Origin of the sequence: Raineyella sp. LH-20 (genome assembly GCF_033110965.1) — a bacterium.
GTDB lineage: Bacteria > Actinomycetota > Actinomycetes > Propionibacteriales > Propionibacteriaceae > Raineyella.
Map to the genome: position 1 here is coordinate 2,703,312 of NZ_CP137003.1, position 16,185 is coordinate 2,719,496.

The 16,185-nt window shown below is 70.2% G+C and carries 13 protein-coding genes; 4 read left to right on the forward strand and 9 right to left on the reverse strand.

The window, feature by feature from the left end:
- Positions 1-19: 19 nt before the first annotated feature.
- Positions 20-1,666: a DivIVA domain-containing protein gene (locus R0146_RS11890; RefSeq protein ID WP_317689938.1), complete on the reverse strand. Its 1,647-nt coding sequence runs from the start codon at positions 1,664-1,666 to the stop codon at positions 20-22.
- Between the two features lie 137 nt (positions 1,667-1,803).
- On the reverse strand, positions 1,804-2,298 hold the full coding sequence (mce, locus tag R0146_RS11895; protein ID WP_317689940.1) for a methylmalonyl-CoA epimerase: 495 nt from the start codon (positions 2,296-2,298) through the stop codon (positions 1,804-1,806).
- A 125-nt stretch (positions 2,299-2,423) separates the two neighbouring features.
- On the opposite strand from mce, the gene meaB reads away from it, so the two are divergent.
- Entirely contained in the window at positions 2,424-3,377 is a 954-nt protein-coding gene (gene meaB, locus R0146_RS11900; protein ID WP_317689942.1) for a methylmalonyl Co-A mutase-associated GTPase MeaB, read from the forward strand.
- A gap of 95 nt (positions 3,378-3,472) precedes the next feature.
- Here meaB and R0146_RS11905 read toward each other — a convergent pair whose 3' ends face one another.
- Positions 3,473-3,646: a hypothetical protein gene (locus R0146_RS11905; protein WP_317689944.1), complete on the reverse strand. Its 174-nt coding sequence runs from the start codon at positions 3,644-3,646 to the stop codon at positions 3,473-3,475.
- A 264-nt stretch (positions 3,647-3,910) separates the two neighbouring features.
- Here R0146_RS11905 and R0146_RS11910 point away from each other — a divergent pair, with 264 nt between their 5' ends.
- Together R0146_RS11910 and R0146_RS11915 are read left to right on the forward strand one after the other, a co-directional pair.
- Positions 3,911-4,096 (forward strand): hypothetical protein, encoded by a 186-nt coding sequence (locus R0146_RS11910; RefSeq protein WP_317689946.1) that lies wholly within the window; start codon positions 3,911-3,913, stop codon positions 4,094-4,096.
- A gap of 40 nt (positions 4,097-4,136) precedes the next feature.
- On the forward strand, positions 4,137-4,664 hold the full coding sequence (locus R0146_RS11915; protein WP_317689949.1) for a PH domain-containing protein: 528 nt from the start codon (positions 4,137-4,139) through the stop codon (positions 4,662-4,664).
- 35 nt (positions 4,665-4,699) lie between these two features.
- Here the strand turns inward: R0146_RS11915 and R0146_RS11920 are convergent, their stop codons facing one another.
- Together R0146_RS11920 and pgm are read right to left on the reverse strand one after the other, a co-directional pair.
- On the reverse strand, positions 4,700-5,761 hold the full coding sequence (locus R0146_RS11920) for a YihY/virulence factor BrkB family protein (protein WP_317689952.1): 1,062 nt from the start codon (positions 5,759-5,761) through the stop codon (positions 4,700-4,702).
- Positions 5,762-5,823: 62 nt separating this feature from the next.
- Positions 5,824-7,461 carry a phosphoglucomutase (alpha-D-glucose-1,6-bisphosphate-dependent) gene (gene pgm, locus R0146_RS11925; RefSeq protein ID WP_317689954.1) on the reverse strand — a complete coding sequence of 546 codons (1,638 nt, stop codon included), beginning with the start codon at positions 7,459-7,461 and terminating at the stop codon, positions 5,824-5,826.
- A 128-nt stretch (positions 7,462-7,589) separates the two neighbouring features.
- Here pgm and R0146_RS11930 point away from each other — a divergent pair, with 128 nt between their 5' ends.
- A complete protein-coding gene (locus R0146_RS11930) occupies positions 7,590-8,495 on the forward strand; it encodes a tetratricopeptide repeat protein (protein WP_317689956.1) in 906 nt (301 codons plus the stop codon).
- Between the two features lie 178 nt (positions 8,496-8,673).
- On the opposite strand, the gene glgB is transcribed toward R0146_RS11930, so the two are convergent.
- The 4 genes from glgB to R0146_RS11950 are packed head-to-tail and all read right to left on the reverse strand — an operon-like array spanning position 8,674 to position 16,163.
- Positions 8,674-10,587: a 1,4-alpha-glucan branching protein GlgB gene (glgB, locus tag R0146_RS11935; RefSeq protein ID WP_317689958.1), complete on the reverse strand. Its 1,914-nt coding sequence runs from the start codon at positions 10,585-10,587 to the stop codon at positions 8,674-8,676.
- Between the two features lie 3 nt (positions 10,588-10,590).
- The gene (locus R0146_RS11940) at positions 10,591-12,015 is read right to left on the reverse strand and encodes a maltokinase N-terminal cap-like domain-containing protein (protein ID WP_317689960.1); all 1,425 of its coding nucleotides are present in this window, start codon (positions 12,013-12,015) and stop codon (positions 10,591-10,593) included.
- Positions 11,996-13,765, reverse strand: a complete 1,770-nt coding sequence (gene treS / locus R0146_RS11945) for a maltose alpha-D-glucosyltransferase (RefSeq protein ID WP_317689962.1) — start codon at positions 13,763-13,765, stop codon at positions 11,996-11,998. Before treS ends, R0146_RS11940 begins: the two co-directional genes overlap by 20 nt.
- A 16-nt stretch (positions 13,766-13,781) precedes the next feature.
- Complete coding sequence (locus R0146_RS11950; RefSeq protein ID WP_411567148.1) at positions 13,782-16,163, reverse strand: maltotransferase domain-containing protein; 2,382 nt, start codon at positions 16,161-16,163, stop codon at positions 13,782-13,784.
- Between the last annotated feature and the right edge of the window lie 22 nt (positions 16,164-16,185).

Genomic DNA, 16,185 nt, shown 5'->3' on the forward strand with positions numbered 1-16,185 from the left:
CCGATCCCGGCCGGACGGCTCAGCGGGTCGCGGACCCGTCGCCTGCTGCCGGGATCGGGCGGACCGCGGTGGGGGCGTCGTCGGTGACCGGACGGATCTGCGTGGGAGCGTCCTCGGCGGGGACCTCGTCGGTGGGAGCGTCCTCGGTGGTCGCGTCCTCAGCGGTCGGGGCAGCCGGGTCGGTGGACTCCGTCGCGGTGGTCGGTTCGATCCGCTGGATCCGCGTGGTCAGTTCGGCAGCCTCGGGCGACTCGCCGGGTCCCACCGGTGCCGGCGCGGCGGCCGCCAGGCGTTCCGCGGTCTCCCGGTCGAGCACCACGGTCGCCTCCTCGGCCACTTCCGGCTCGTCGGTCTCGGCGGGCAGTTCGATCACCGGATCGCGGCTCAACTCGTCGAGGGCGCCGAATTCCATGTCCGGGAAGTCGTCCGCGGTGGTGCCGGCGAGGGTGGACAGGTTCGACAGCTGGGCCAGGATGGCGTGCTTGCGCTGGGCGAGCATGTCGGTCTCCCGGCGCAGCCGGCTCTGCCGCTCGGCCCACCGGTCGGCGACCGTCAGGCTCGCCATCTCGGCTTCCTTGTGGGCCTGGTTGACCACCTGCTGCCCCTCCCGGGCGGCCAGCACCTTGACCTGCTCGGCCTCGGCGAGCGCGTCGGTCCGCAGTCGCTGGGCGCGCTCGGTCTCCTCGGCGATCGAGCCGATCAACGCCTCGTGGCGGGCCGTCGCATCCGCGAGCATCCGCGCGGTCTGCTCCTGCACCCGCTCCTTCTCCTGGATCAGGGCGGTCAGCGTCTTCTCCCGCTCGTCGGCGAGCTCGGCGCGGATGGCCCGGACCTCCTCGGTCACTTCGTCGCGCAGCCGAGCGGCCTCCGTACGCGCGGAGTTCTGCAGCAGCGACGACTCGGCGCGGGCCTCGTCCCGCAGCGCGGCGGCCCGGGCGCTGGCCTCGGCCACGATGGTCCGCTGCTGCTCCTCGGCGCGGGCGATCGTGCTCCGGGCCTGCTCCTCGGCGGCCTCGACGGTCGCCCGGGCCGACGCAACCGCCGCGTCACGGCTCTCCTGGGCGGCCCGCTCGGCTTCGGCCACGATCGACTTCGCCTCGATCTCCGCGCCCGAGCGCACCAGTTCGGCCTGCGCATCGGCCTGACCGGTGACGTCGGCGGAGTGCTGCCGTGCGGTGGCGACCAACGCGTCGACGTCGGTCCGGGTGGTGGCCAGGATCTGCTGGGTCTCGGCCTCCCAGCGGTCGCGCAGCTGGCGGACCTCGGCCAGCGTGGTGGTCCGCAGGTCCTCCGCGTCGCGTTCGGCATGGTTGCGGATGTCGGCGGCGTGCTGGCGGCTCTCGGCGAGGATCTGCTCGGCCTGGGAGTTCGCCCGGTCGGTGATCTCGCGGGCCTGCGCCTCAGCGGTCGACAGCATCTGGGTGGCGTGGGTGCCCAGGTTGGTGAAGTCCATCTGGACCGGCCGGTCCAGCTCGGAGCGCTGCTGGTCCACCGTACGGCGCAACTCCCGCTGGATGCGCTTGAGATCCGCGATCTGCGCCTCCAGTGAGCGGAGGTACTCGTCCACCGACGTCTTGTTGTATCCGCCCCAGGCGGCGGTGGGGAAACTTCCCACCGCGCTGGCGGTCTCATCGAAGAGGTCGAGTCCCTCGTTGTCCGCTGGCACTGGTGTCTCCTGTCCGTACGTGGGCGACTGGTCCCCAGGCTACCCAGCGCCGGGGACAAAACGACGAACCACCGCGCGGTGGCCGCAGGAGGCCGGTGCCGGGCGGTGGTTCATCGGGGTGTCGGGCCGAGGCCCGCTCAGGCGATGGGCAGGAAGCCTTCGGGCTCCGCCGGGCGCTCGACGAGCTCCAGCAGCACGCCGCCGGTGCTCTTCGGGTGGCAGAAGTTGATCCGCGAGCCGTACGTGCCGTGCCGCGGTGCGTCGTAGAGCATCTTCACGCCGCGGGCGGTGAGGATCTCGGCGGCCTTCTCGACGTCGGCGACGCGGTAGGCGACCTGCTGGATGCCACCACGGCCGGCGTTCTTGGCCAGCCACTTGCCGATGGTGGACTCCTCGGTCAGCGGCGCCAGCAGCTGGATCTCGGCGTCACGGTCGGTGAAGTCGTGGCCGTTGGTCGCCAGCATGACCTCCTCGACGCCCTGCTCCTCGTTCTTGCCGCGGAAGACCACGTGCCAGCCGAAGACCTCGGTGTGCAGCTTGATGGCCGCTTCCATGTCGGGGACCGCGTAGCCGACATGGTCGACGCACAGGAAGATGTCCTTGTTGTCGGATACAACAGATGACTCGCTCATGTCTCCAAGCTTTCCACAGCGCGCGTCATGTCCGACCCGGGGGGTCCCGGGGCCGCCGACCGCGGGCGGACTAGGCTGGCGACGATCACCCCACCTTCGTACGCGACACCGGAAGGACGTGCCCCGTGGCCCGTACCCAGCCCACCGTGCCCGAGCTCATCGCAGGAGCCCGCCAGCGCAAGCCTCGGGCCCTGGGACGTCTCATCACGCTGATCGAGAACAACTCCGGGTCGTTGCGTGAGGCGATGGAGCTGATGGCCCCCGACACCGGGCACTGCCACATCGTCGGCATCACCGGGTCGCCGGGTGTCGGCAAGTCGACCAGCACCTCGGCGCTGGTGAGCGAGCTGCGCGCCCGCGGCCAGCGGGTCGGCGTGCTCGCGGTCGACCCCTCCTCGCCGTTCTCCGGCGGGGCAGTGCTGGGCGACCGGATCCGGATGCAGAAGCACTCCCTCGACCCGGAGGTCTACATCCGGTCGATGGCGACCCGTGGTCACCTGGGCGGGTTGTCCGCGGCGGCGCCCCAGGCGCTGCGGGTCTTCGACACCGCCGGCTTCGACACAGTGATCGTGGAGACGGTCGGGGTGGGGCAGTCGGAGGTGGAGATCACCCAGACCGCGGACACCGTGCTGGTGCTCAACGCTCCCGGGATGGGCGACGGGATCCAGGCGGCGAAGGCCGGCATCCTCGAGATCGCCGACATCTTCGTGGTCAACAAGGCCGACCGGGACGGCACCCAGGCACTGATCCGCGAGCTGCGCAACATGGTCGCGCTGGCCAAGCTCGGTCCCGACGAGTGGAAGCCCCCGATCGTCCGGACGGTGGCCAGCCAGGGGGAGGGGATCGCCGAGTTGGTCGACCAGATCCAGGAGCACAAGGAGCACGCCCAGAAGACCGAGGCCTGGCAGGCGCGCCGGCTGGATCGGGCGCGCGCCGAGGTCGAGGCGCTGGCGCTGGGCAACGTACGTCACCGGTTCCTTCGTCAGGGACGGGCGCATTTCGACGCGATCGCGGCCGATGTCCGCGACGGGAAGACCGATCCGTACGCCGCGGCCGACGCGATCCTGGAGGATCTCTGATCCACCGACGACGTCCGGCGTGAGGGCTCCGGACATGCCACACCGAGTCGGCTGTCGAACAGCGTCCTCGGTGCGGGTTCAGGGGTGGATGAGGGTCAGCGGAACAGGTAGCGAGCGACCTGGTCGAGGGTCATGCCACCTTCGGAGGCGGTGAGCAGGCGGTTGGTCCGTACGACGTAGAGGAAGTACGGGGCGGCGAGGGTGGAGACGCAGGTCTTCGTGAGCCGAAGGCCTTGCTGGGTGGCCTCGAAGGAGAGTCGCTGCTCCACGAGGCGGTCCCAGGCGCTGGGTGGGGGCGCTGGGCGGCGCGAGCGGACGTGTGGCCGGATCGGTGCTGTCAGAGTCATGGTGGTCACCCCCGTTCGGCGGACTCGAGGCGATGAGCGTGTGCCACGTCTGTGCGTTGATCAAAATGTTACCAGTGAGACTGTGGGCGCCTAAGACCCTCGGTCCTGTGAATTGGCTCATTCTACGCCGGACCGGCGTGTTGCTCCCAGGAAGAGGGCGGCATCCGGTAGATATAGGGACGCTCCATGTCCTCGTCCCGATCGGAGGTCGACGTGCTGAATTGGGTGAGGAAGGTCCTGCTGGTCCTGGTCATCGCGTTCGCCGTCTTCTACCTGTTCACCAACCCCCAAGGGGCGGCGGCAGCCGTTCGGGGGTTCTTCGGCCTGTTCGGCTCCATCGCCACGTTCTTCACGGCCCTCACCCAGGGCTGAGCGGGACCCTGCGATGCGCCGCGGGGGCTTCGCGGATCGCGTGCTCGATCCGCGTATCGACGACCACCTGATTTCCGACGAGGGTGAGGTCGTCATCGACGAGGTGATGCATCACTGGGTGGTGATGGTGAAGCCGGTCCTGATCGTGCTGCTGGGCGTGGCGGTCATCCTGCTGATGCCGTACGTCGGCGACCTGTGGTGGTTCTTCCTGCTGGTCGGGCTGGTCCCGGCGACGTACGGGCTCTACCGGATCCAGGTCGAGTTCATGGACCGCTTCGTGATCACCAACATGCGTGTCTTCCGCGTCCACGGGGTGTTCAACCAGCAGATCGCCACCGTCCCGATGTCGCGGATCCTCGACATCAGCGTCCACAAACCGCTGCTCGGCCGACTGCTCGGCTACGGGCACTTCACCTTCGAGTCGGCGGCGCAGGACCAGGGCCTGCGTGACATCCGCTACGTCGCGCGTCCCGACGAGCGGGACCTGACCATCCAACGGGTGATCCAGCGCTCCGGCCTGCGCAAGGACTTCAAGGTCGCGGTCGTCGACGAGGACGACGGCACCTGATCCTGCCCCCTGCCCGGACAGCGGAACCTGCTCGGTCAGCGCCGCCCGGCCAGCCGGTGCCGCCGGCCCTCGAGCACCAGCCGGTGCCGCCGGCCCGAGAACGCGGTCGACCGACGGGTGTCGATCGGCGGCGTCAGTTGGTCGTCCTCCGCCGGCAGGCCTGCGGCGAGCCGCCGGGCCCGGGCGAGCTCCGCGTTCAGCACACCACCGATGATCAGCGCCAGATTGCAGACCCACAGCCACATCAGCATCACGATGATCCCCGACAGCGTGCCGTAGTTGAGGTCGAGGCGAACGTACGCGAGGGACGCATACTCGGTGAGCGCCCAGGATGCGACGGCTCCCAGCCCGACCGCGACGACCGCGCCCGGGACCAGCCAGCGGGCGCCCTCCTGCCGGACGTTGGGGGCCGTACGGTAGACGATCATCGCGGCGAACAGCGAGACGACGACCAGTGCCGGCCACCGCAGCGCGTTCCAGATCCGCAGCGACGTGTCGGGGATGCCGAGTAGGCCGCCGACCGCGCCGACCGCCTCCGGGCCGGCGATCAGCAGCACTGCGCTCACCGAGGCGGCCACCACCAACGCGAGGGTGGTGAGGTACTGCAACGGCGGCAGCACCAGCAGGCGTCGGCCCTCCATCACCTCGTAGACCCGGTTGAGCATCCGGGCCAGCGCACCCAGGTAGAGACTCGCCGTCGCCACCGTGAAGAGCACCACGATGATCAGCGGGAGCGGCGGCAGGGACGACTCGGCGAAACCGCGCAGCGGCGCGGCCAGGGCACTCGCGACGCCAGCCGGCGCCACGGCGGAGAGCACCTGCAGGATGAGGTCGACGACCCGGTCGTCCATGCCGACGAAGCTGACCAGGTCGACCATCACCATGAAGGCCGGGACGAGGGCGAGCACCGCGTAGAAGGTCAGTGCGGCAGCCAGGTCGACGCACTGCAGTCGCAGCACGCCGTCGACGGATCGCCGGACGGCGTACCACCAGAGGTGGCCGTGGAGATCGCCCCAGGTCCGGGGCAGTGGGTCATGGGACGGCAGGCCAGCACGGCGGCCGGGCCCGACAGGCCCCGCGCCGGGCATGTGCACCATGGCTCAGTTCCTACCATGAGTGCACACCCCGGCGCGATCGACCCACCGGACGGCGGGGTGGGTCAGGCCGACAGCACCGATGACACCAGTGCCTGGGCCTCCTGCTGGACCTGCGCCAGGTGCTCGGCGCTGATCATCGACTCGGCGTAGATCTTGTACTTGTCCTCGGTGCCGGACGGCCGGGCGGCGAACCAGGCGTGCTCGGTGGTCACCTTGAGTCCGCCGATCGGCGCGCCGTTGCCGGGGGCCTCGGTGAGGATGGCGGTGATCGGCTCGCCCGCCAGGGTGTCGGCGGCGACGTCGGCCGGGCTGAGCGCCTTGAGCCGGGCCTTCTGCTCCCGGGTGGCGTCGGCGTCGGTGCGGGCGTAGTACGGCCGTCCGTGGGCCGCGACCAGGTCCGCGTAGAGCTCGGAGGGCGTCCGCCCGGTCACCGCGAGGATCTCGGCGGCGAGCAGGTCGAGCAGGATGCCGTCCTTGTCGGTGGTCCAGGTGCTGCCGTCCGTGGTCAAGAAGGAGGCGCCGGCCGACTCCTCACCGCCGAAACCGACCGTGCCGTCGCTCAGCCCGGGGACGAACCACTTGAAGCCGACCGGGACCTCCACGAGCGTACGGCCGATGTCCTCGGCCACCCGGTCGATCATCGACGAGGAGACCAGGGTCTTGCCGATGCCGCAGTCGGCAGGCCACTGAGGGCGGTGCGTGTAAAGATACTGGATGGCCACCGACAGGTAGGCGTTGGGGTTCATCAGCCCGCCGTCCGGGGTGACGATGCCGTGCCGGTCGGCGTCCGCATCGTTGCCGGTGGACAGGTCGAACCGGTCCCGGTTGCGGATCAGCGATGCCATCGCATGGGGGGAGGAGCAGTCCATCCGGATCTTGCCGTCGGTGTCCAGCGTCATGAACCGCCAGGTCGGGTCCACCTCGGGGTTGACGACGGTGAGGTCGAGTCCGAGGTGCTCGGCGATGTACTGCCAGTACTGCACCGACGCGCCGCCCATCGGGTCGGCGCCGATCCGGATCCCGGCCGTACGGATCGCGTCCAGATCGACGATGCTGGCCAGGTCCTGGCAGTAGGGCGTGCGGTAGTCGAACCGGGTCACCTGCGGCGCCGCCTGGTCGTACGGCATCCGCTTGATCGGCGACGGATCGGCGATCAGGGCGTTGGCACGGGCGGCGATCACCGAGGTGGCGTCGGTGTCGGCGGGGCCGCCGTGCGGCGGGTTGTACTTGAAGCCGCCGTCCCGCGGCGGGTTGTGCGAGGGAGTGACCACGATGCCGTCGGCCGGAGGCTCGTCCGGCCCCTTGTCCCGGTTGTGCACCACGATCGCGCGGGACAGCGCCGGGGTCGGGGTGTACTCGTCCTCCTGCTCGGCACGGACGTCCACGCCGTTGGCGACCAGGACCTCGATCGCGGTGCGCCACGCCGGCAGCGAGAGGGCATGGGTGTCCTTGGCGAGGTAGAGCGGGCCGACGAAGCCCTGGGCGGTGCGGTACTCGACGATCGCCTGGGTGATGGCGGCGATGTGGGCGTCGTTGAACGCCCCGTCGAGGCTGGCACCACGGTGCCCCGAGGTGCCGAAGACGACCTGTTGGTCGGGATTCGTCGGATCGGGGGCGATCGTGTGGTAGGCGGACAGGACCTTGTCGACGTCGATGAGGTCCTCCGGAAGGGCCGGTTGACCAGCGCGTGCGTGAGCCATGGGTTCATCATGCCCCTAGTAGGCTGGGCGCGGCAGACGACCCACGGAGCCGTACGGCGGGGACGGCACACCCGGACCGGACCACAGCACGTGGGCAGGCACCCGACGACGAGGAGCACCGAACAGCGATGACCAATTCCACCTTCAACCGTCCGGGAGCCGTGGACCTGTCCGCCCTCGCCCAGCAGCCGGCGCCCTCCGGTCGGCGGGGGACCCGCAACTCCTGGGTCATGGAGGTCGACGAGTCGACCCTCGAGGCGACCATCCGTCGGTCACTGCAGCACCCGGTGGTGCTCGAACTGACCTCGTCGCGGGTCCCGGGGACCGACCGGCTGGCGGCAGACCTCGCCGGGCTGGCGAACGCCGCCGAGGGCCGCTGGCTGCTGGCCCGGGTGGACTGTGACGCCCACCCGCAGATCGCCGCCGCGCTGCAGATCCAGGCGGTGCCGACCGTGGTGGGGTTGCTCGCCGGCCAGGCCGTGCCACTCTTCCAGGGGATCCTGCCGCACGACGACATCGCTGCGGTGATCGACCAGCTGCTCCAGGCGGCGCTGGCGAACGGGATCGCCGGGCGTGCCGAGCCGATCGCCGTCCCGGACGACCCGGCCACCGCACCGGTCCGCGACGCCCGCTACACCGAGGCTGACGAGGCGGTGGCCCGAGGCGATTTCGCGGCCGCCGAGGAGGCCTTCGACGCCTTGCTGCGGGCCAACCCGGCGGACAGCGAGGCCCGGCTCGGCAAGGTCCAGGCGGGCTTGTGGGCGCGCGCCGGGCAGGTCGACGCGGCCGGGGTCGAGGCACGGCTGGCGGCGGATCCGACCGACGCCGGCGCGGTGCTGGACGCCGCCGATCTGGCGATGGTGCAGGGCCGCGCCGCCGAGGCGTTCGCCCTGATCATCGGGCTGATCCGGACCACCGTCGGGGACGACCGGGAGCCGCTGCGGCGCCGCCTGCTCGACCTCTTCGAGACCCTCGATCCGGCCGATCCGGCGCTGGTGAAGGCCCGTCGCGACCTGGCGACCGCGCTGTTCTGAGCCGCGTGCCCCGGAACTGATCGCCCCGGAACTGAGCTGATCTGACCCGAGGATGGGTCCCCGCGGGCTTCCATGGGGCTGCCCTATGGAAGCCCGCAGGCACACCGGCGCCGGAGCCGCAGGGTCGGCCACGCGTACGGTGGACGACCCCGCGAAGCCGGCGGGGCGCGCAGCCCGCTCAGCCCTCGATGATGTTCGCCGCGCGGTGGGTGAACCACACCGCGGCCAGTGGCGGAACGACGACCGTGGCGCTCTGCCGCAGACCGTTGTTGGAGATCTCCTCGGTATGGATCTCGCCGAGGTTGCCCCACTCACCGGTGCCGTCGTACGCCGGGGAGTCGGTGTTGAGGATCTCGGTCCAGGCACCCGGCATCGGCAGCCCGATCCGGTAGTTGGTGTGCGGCACGGGGGAGAAGTTGACCACCGCGGCCAGCGCGTTCCCGGTGCGGTCGAACCGCAGGAAGCTGAACACGTTGGCAGCGGCGTCGTCGGCGTTGATCCAGCGGAAGCCGGCCGGATCCTGATCGAGTTCCCACAGCGCCGGGGTGGCCTTGTAGGCGGCGTTCAGGTCCTTGACCAGTTGCTGCAGGCCGTGGTGGCCCCAGTGCGGCTGGGCCAGCCAGTCGACACCCTGCTTGTCGTTGAACTCGCCGCGCTGGCCGAGCTCGCAGCCCTGGAAGATCAACTGCTTGCCCGGGTGGGCCCACATGAACGAGTAGTAGGCACGCAGCGTGGCGAACTTCTGCCAGTCGTCGCCGGGCACCTTGCCGAACATCGACCCCTTGCCGTGCACCACCTCGTCGTGGCTGATCGGCAGCACGAAGTTCTCCGAGTACTGGTAGACCATCGCGAACGTCATGTTGTTGTGGTGGTACTGCCGGTGGATCGGCTCGTGCTCGATGTAGCGCAGGGTGTCGTTCATCCACCCCATGTTCCACTTGAACCCGAAGCCGAGACCGCCCTGGTCGACCGGCTTGGTGATCCCGGGGAAGGAGGTCGACTCCTCGGCGATCATCACGCAGCCGGGCTGGCGCTCGTACAGATGCCGGTTGACGTAGCGCAGGAAGTCGATGGCCTCCAGATTCTCGTTGCCACCGTACTGGTTCGGGATCCACTGCCCGTCCTCGCGGGAGTAGTCCAGGTAGAGCATCGAGGCGACGGCGTCGACCCGCAGACCGTCGACGTGGAACTCGCTCAGCCAGTAGAGGGCGTTGGAGACCAGGAAGCTCTTCACCTCGTTGCGGCCGAAGTTGAAGATGTAGGTGCCCCAGTCGGGGTGCTCACCCAGCCGGGGGTCGGCGTGCTCGTAGAGGGCGGTGCCGTCGAACCGGCCGAGTGCCCACTCGTCCTTGGGGAAGTGACCGGGCACCCAGTCCATGATCACGCCGATGCCGGCCTGGTGCAGCCGGTCGATCAGGAAGCGCAGGTCGTCCGGGGTGCCGAACTTCGACATCGGGGCGAAGTAGCCGGTGACCTGATAGCCCCACGAGCCGGAGAACGGGTGCTGGGCGACCGGCATGAACTCGACGTGGGTGAAGCCCTGCCACTTGACGTACTCGACCAGGTCCTCGGCCAGCTCCTGGTAGGTCCGGCCGGGCTTCCAGGAGCCGAGGTGCACCTCGTAGACGCTCATCGGGGAGCGCCACAGCTCGGTCTTCGGCCGGTTCTCCATCCAGCCCTGGTCGTGCCAGGGATAGTTGTCGACCGCGACGATGGAGGCGGTGTTCGGCGGGCCCTCGGCCTTGCGCGCCATCGGGTCGGCCTTCTCGTGCCACTCGCCGTCGGCTCCGAGGATCCGGAACTTGTACAGCGCTTCCTCACCGATGCCCTCCACGAAGCCGCCCCAGCAGCCGGTCCCGGGGATCAACCGCAGCGGATCGGCACCGCCCTGCCACTGGTTCCAGTCACCGATGACCTGGACCTGCTGGGCATTCGGTGCCCAGACCGCGAACCGGGTGCCGTGCAGGGTGCCGCGCTGGTCGTCCTCGACGGTGCACAGGTGCGCCCCCAGCCGGCGCCACACCTCGGTGTCGCCGCCCTGGTGGAACCCCTCCAGGTCCCACCCCGTCAGCCCTCCAAAGTAATCGTGCATGACCTACTTCTCCTCAGGGTTCGGTGACTGTCCGCCGCTCGGGTCGGACGACGGTGAGGCGAGCTCGGCGACCGCCGCGAGTGGGATCTCCACCCAGTCGGGACGGTTGCGGACCTCGTAGACGACTTCATAGACGGCTTTGTCCGCTTCGTACGCCCGCAAGACTGCCAGATCGGACGTGGCCGGGGGACCGCCGCAGTATCCCGACAGGAAACCGGTACGGCATCGTTGCCGCCAGGTCCGTGCGAGGGCTGCGGATGCCGGGCGGGCCGCGGCGGACGCGTAGTCGAACGAGCGCAGCATCCCGGCCACGTCGCGCCACCGGGAGTCCGGCGCCCAGCGCTCCGCGAGCGTCTTCAGTGGCTCGCCCTCGAAGTCGATCACCCGCCAGCCGTCGGTGGTGCGGAGCACCTGGCCGAGATGGAAGTCGCCGTGCACGTGCTGGGCAGGGACCCTGCGCCCGGCCAGGACGGCGAACGCGGTCCGCAGTGCGGGGGCGTACGGTCGGAGCGCCGGAGCGGTCCGTTGCGCGGTGTCGAGGCGCTCGGTCATCGCGGCGGCGAGCGCATCCCCGTCGAGGTCCTCGGTGGGGAACTGCCGGGCCAGTCCCTCGTGAACCAGCCGGAGCGTACGTCCCAGAGCCTCGGCCTCGGTGGAGAAATCGGCGCCGGCCGCACAGGCGTCGAGGGCGAGCCGCCAGCCGTCGTGGGCGTCGTGGAAACGCTCGGTCAGCATCGCCAGGTCGGCGCCGAGCACCTGCCGCCCGTCGGTCCATCGGGCCTCGGACCAGCCGTACAGCACCGCGGTGCCGCCGGCGGCGTCGCGGCCCAGCGCCTCGTGCACGACGATGTCCAGGTTGTGGCCGATCTCCAGACGGCGGAACACCTTGAGGATCAGTGCCTCGCCGTAGAAGACCGAGCTGTTGGACTGTTCGCCGGTGAACGGGCGCGGCCTGAGGTCGGCGGCGGGCAGCGGCACCAGCAGATGGTGGTGGATCGCGCCGGTGTCCGACGACGGGTGGAGGTCCGACGGGCCGGCGGAGGGGGCGGCCGACCCGGCCAAGGCCGTCAGCACGGCCGCCATCGCCTCGGGGTCGCGGGTGGCGTCGGCGACCTCCAGCGGGTCGGCTGCGCCGGTCACCGACGTGTCGTGACACGGGCCGTACGCCCCCGGTGCCTCCGCCGGTCCGGGACGGCGAACGGCGAGCAGGAACTGGTAGGTGTCGGTGGCGACCGGGTGGACGTCGTCGTGGGCGACCACCACCAGCACCGAGCGCACCCCGACCAGGGCCCCTGGGGCCGGATCGTCGCGGTGGACCGTCCACGGCAGCGGAAGGACCCGCACCACCCGGACCGGCCGTCCCTTCCCCGCGAACCACCGCGCCCCGGCCATCACCCGGAGGGCGAGATCAGCGAACCCCTCGGCCATGTCCCACCTCCTCGAGGTCGCGCCCGTCGTCGGTCTCCCCATCATCGGCGCGGTGCCGAGGCGTCACGGCCGGTTCCGGGTGTGTTCCCGACGACACCGGGACCGTGGCCGGGGCCTCCTCCAGCACCAGCCAGGAGAAGCCGTGGCCGGGCAGCTGCAGGGTGTAGGGCTCGTCGCCGATCGGCGGATGGACCTCGGCCCGGGCCAGCCGCCGCGGCGTACGCCCCCGGAAGGCCGACAGATCCAGGGTGACCTGCTGCGGCTCGGGGGAGAGGTTGTTGAGACACAGCACGGTCTCGGCGTCGTCGTGGCGCAGGAAGGCGAAGACCGCCCGGTTCTCCCCACCGAGGTCGGTGAAGTCGCCGGTGCCGAACACCGGATGGGCGCGGCGGATCACCAGCATGGCACGCACCCACTGCAGCAGAGAGCCAGGATCCATCATCTGCGCCTCGACGTTGACGGTCGACCGGTCGTAGGTCGGGTCCACGATCAGCGGCAGGTAGAAGTCGGACTCCGGCGCCGTGGAGAACCCGGCGCCGTGTGCGTCCCGCCACTGCATCGGAGTGCGGACACCGTCGCGGTCGTGCAACCAGATGTTGTCGCCCATGCCGATCTCGTCGCCGTAGTAGAGGCAGGGCGAGCCGGGCAGCGCCAGCAGCAGGGCGTGCAGCAGCCGGACCCGGGCGTGGTCCCCGTCGACCAGGGGCGCCAGCCGCCGCCGGATGCCGATGTTGCAGCGCATCCGCGGGTCGGGGGCGTACTCGGCCCACATGTACTCGCGGTCCTCGTCGGAGACCATCTCCAGGGTGAGCTCGTCGTGGTTGCGCAAGAAGGTGCCCCACTGGCAGCCCTCGGGGATGGCCGGGGTGTCGGCGAGGATCTCCGAGATGCAGGTCCGGTCGGCCTGCCGCAGGCCCATGTAGAGCCGGGGCATCACCGGGAAGTGGAAGGCCATCTGACACTCGTCCCCCTCGCCGAAATACTCGACGACGTCATGCGGCCACTGGTTCGCCTCGCACAGCAGCAGCGTCCCCGGGTAGTGGTCGTCCAGCTCCTTGCGGACGGACTTGAGGAGGGCATGGGTGCCGGGCAGGTTCTCACAGTCGGTGCCGTCGGCCTCGACCAGGTAGGGCACCGCGTCGAGCCGGAACCCGTCGATGCCCATGTCGGCCCAGAACCGCAGCGCGGAGAGCATCTCGTCGAGCACCCGGGGATTCTCGAAATTGAGGTCCGGCTGGTGGCTGTAGAAGCGGTGCCAGAAGTACTGTCCGCGCACCTCGTCGTAGCTCCAGTTGGACTCCTCGGTGTCGACGAAGATGATCCGGGCGTCGAGGTACTCCTCCGGCTGGTCACGCCAGACGTAGTAGTCGCCGTACGGTCCGTCCGGGTCGCGCCGGGACTCCTGGAACCACGGATGGGCCGCCGAGGTGTGGTTCATCACGAAGTCGATGATGATCCGGATGCCCCGCTCGTGGGCCTTCTCGACGAACCCGCGGAAGTCCTCCAGAGTGCCCAGCTCCGGCATCACGTCGCGGTAGTCCTGGACGTCGTAGCCGCCGTCGGCCAAGGGCGAGGGGAAGAACGGCGGCAGCCACAGGCAATCGATCCCCAACCACTGCAGGTAGTCGAGACGCTCCGCGAGCCCGGCCAGGTCGCCGATCCCGTCGTGGTCGGAATCGGAGAAATTCCGGATCATCACCTCGTAGAACACCGCGGTGCGGAACCACCCGGTGTCGGCCGCCGCCGTCATGGTGGACTATCCGCCGTCAGTCGCGCCGTGGCTCGGCCGAGATCACCGCCAGCACGTGGGCCGGCTGCTGGGGAGTGAGCCGGACGTAGTCATGGGCACCCCAGTCGTACTCCTGGCCGGTCAGCTCGTCGCGGACCCGCAGCGTGTCGCCCTCGGAGAGGCCGAAGATGCCCATGTCGAGGTGGATCGTCGACTCCTGGGTGTGTTCCGGGTCGAGGTTGATCGCCACGATGACGGCGTCCTGGCCCTGAGGGGTGTCGGCGGTCTTGACGTACGCGATGACCTGCTCGTTCTCCGAGTTCTGGAAGCGTACGTTGCGCAGCTGCTGGAGCGCCGGATGGGCCCGGCGGGCGTTGTTGAGCTTGCCGATCAGCGTCGCCAGGTTGGGCTGCTGGTGGAAGTCACGCGGCCGGTACTCGTACTTCTCCGAGTTCAGGTACTCCTCCGAGCCGGGCCGGACGGCCTCGTGCTCGAAGAGTTCGTAGCCGGAGTACATCCCCCAGCTGGGCGAGCTGGTCGCGGCCAGCACCGCCCGGATGGTGAATGCCGCCTGCCCGCCGTACTGCAGGAAGGCGTGCAGGATGTCGGGGGTGTTGACGAAGAAGTTCGGCCGCACCCAGGCGGAGGTGTCGTACGCCAGCTCGTTGACGTACTCCTCGATCTCCCAGCGCTCGGTCCGCCAGGTGAAGTAGGTGTAGCTCTGGTGGAAGCCGATCCGTCCCAGCGTCTGCAGCATCGCCGGGCGGGTGAACGCCTCGGCGAGGAAGAGCACCTCGGGATTGGTCGCGCGGACCTCGGCGAGCAGCCAGGCCCAGAAGTCGATCGGCTTGGTGTGCGGATTGTCGACCCGGAAGATCGTCACGCCGTGGGAGATCCACAGCCGGACGATCCGCAGCACCTCCGCGTAGATCCCCTGCGGGTCGCGGTCGAAGTTGATCGGGTAGATGTCCTGGTACTTCTTCGGCGGGTTCTCGGCGTACGCGATGGTGCCGTCGACCCGTTCGGTGAACCACTCCGGGTGCTCGGTGACCCAGGGATGGTCGGGCGAGGCCTGCAGCGCCAGGTCGAGGGCCACCTCGAGGCCGAGCTCGTGGGCCCGGCTGACGAACCGGTCGAAGTCGTCGAAAGTGCCGAGGTCGGGGTGGATCGCGTCGTGACCGCCGGCCGGCGAACCGACCGCCCAGACCGATCCGGGATCACCGGGCTCCGGGGCGAGCGTGTTGTTGCGACCCTTACGGAAGGCCGTGCCGACCGGGTGGATCGGTGGCAGGTAGACGACGTCGAAGCCCATCGCCGCGGCGTCCTCCAGCCGTTCCATCGACCCGGCGAAGGTGCCGGAGTGCCAAGTGCCGTCGGCGTCCTGGTAGGCACCCTGGGATCGCGGGAAGAACTCGTACCAGGCGGAGAACAGTGCCCGCTGGCGATCCACGAACACCGGGTACTCCGGGGAGGGGGAGACCAGCAGCCGCGGGCCATGGGTGCGCATCGCGCGGCGTACGCCACTGCTCTCGATCAGCTCGATCAGCTCGTCGGCGGGACGCTCGGCGAGCAGCGCGATCGAGGTGCCGCGCAGGATGGCGGCGTCGCCGCGCCGGCCGGCCTGTTCGGCGCGCAGACCGGCGCCCTCCAGCAGCAGCCGGCCCTCGGCGCAGACCAGCTCGACGTCGATGCCCTTGGCCAGTTTGATCCGCGCGTTGTGCAGCCAGGTGGCCCACGGGTCGTCCCAGCCCTCGACCCGGAACCGCCAGGCTCCCTCGGTCGGCAGACTGATCCATGCCTCCCAGCCGTCCAGGCCCGGCGTACCCCACGGCGCCATGTCGGTGCGGATCTCCTGACCGTCGGGGCCGACCGCGATCACCGAGGCGTTGACCGCGTCGTGGCCCTCGCGCCAGATCGTCGCGCGGACCGGGAAGGACTCACCGACCACGGCCTTCGCCGGGTAGGCACCGCCGGCGATCACCGGGGACACCTCGGTGACCGGGATCCGGCCGATCCGGGCGCCGACGGCCGGGGTGCCGGGATCGACGGCCGACACAGCGGCCCGCGGCGCGACGGGTGCGGGCAGGTCCCGGGAGAACGCCTCGGCGGTGTGGGCGGCGGCCGGCGCGCTCGTCCGGACGGGTCCGGCCGTCTCGGTGGGCTTCGCGGTCTCGGTCCGCTTGGCGGCGGCGGTGGGCTTCGTGCCCGACACCGTGGCCGCGGTGCGCGTGGATGCCGACTTCTTGGCGGACTTCTTGGCCGCCGGGCGCTTGGCTGCCGAGCTCTTGGTCGCCGAGCTCTTGGTCGTGGAGCTCTTGGCCGCGGGGGTCCTGGGGGTCGCCGTGGGTGCGGTGCCCTCGGCGTCCGTGGCGGGCGAGATCGGGGTGCTGGACTCGTCGGAAGGCTGCTGCGGGGTCACGGGACCAACCTAGCGGGGACCG

What these genes read in the sequence shown, in the direction of transcription:
- R0146_RS11930 (WP_317689956.1), top strand. Translation starts at nt 7,590, where the DNA reads ATGACCAATTCCACCTTCAACCGTCCGGGAGCCGTGGACCTGTCCGCC.
- glgB (WP_317689958.1), bottom strand. Translation starts at nt 10,587, where the DNA reads ATGCACGATTACTTTGGAGGGCTGACGGGGTGGGACCTGGAGGGGTTC.
- R0146_RS11940 (WP_317689960.1), bottom strand. Translation starts at nt 12,015, where the DNA reads ATGGCCGAGGGGTTCGCTGATCTCGCCCTCCGGGTGATGGCCGGGGCG.
- mce (WP_317689940.1), bottom strand. Translation starts at nt 2,298, where the DNA reads ATGAGCGAGTCATCTGTTGTATCCGACAACAAGGACATCTTCCTGTGC.
- R0146_RS11910 (WP_317689946.1), top strand. Translation starts at nt 3,911, where the DNA reads ATGTCCTCGTCCCGATCGGAGGTCGACGTGCTGAATTGGGTGAGGAAG.
- treS (WP_317689962.1), bottom strand. Translation starts at nt 13,765, where the DNA reads ATGACGGCGGCGGCCGACACCGGGTGGTTCCGCACCGCGGTGTTCTAC.
- pgm (WP_317689954.1), bottom strand. Translation starts at nt 7,461, where the DNA reads ATGGCTCACGCACGCGCTGGTCAACCGGCCCTTCCGGAGGACCTCATC.
- R0146_RS11920 (WP_317689952.1), bottom strand. Translation starts at nt 5,761, where the DNA reads ATGGTGCACATGCCCGGCGCGGGGCCTGTCGGGCCCGGCCGCCGTGCT.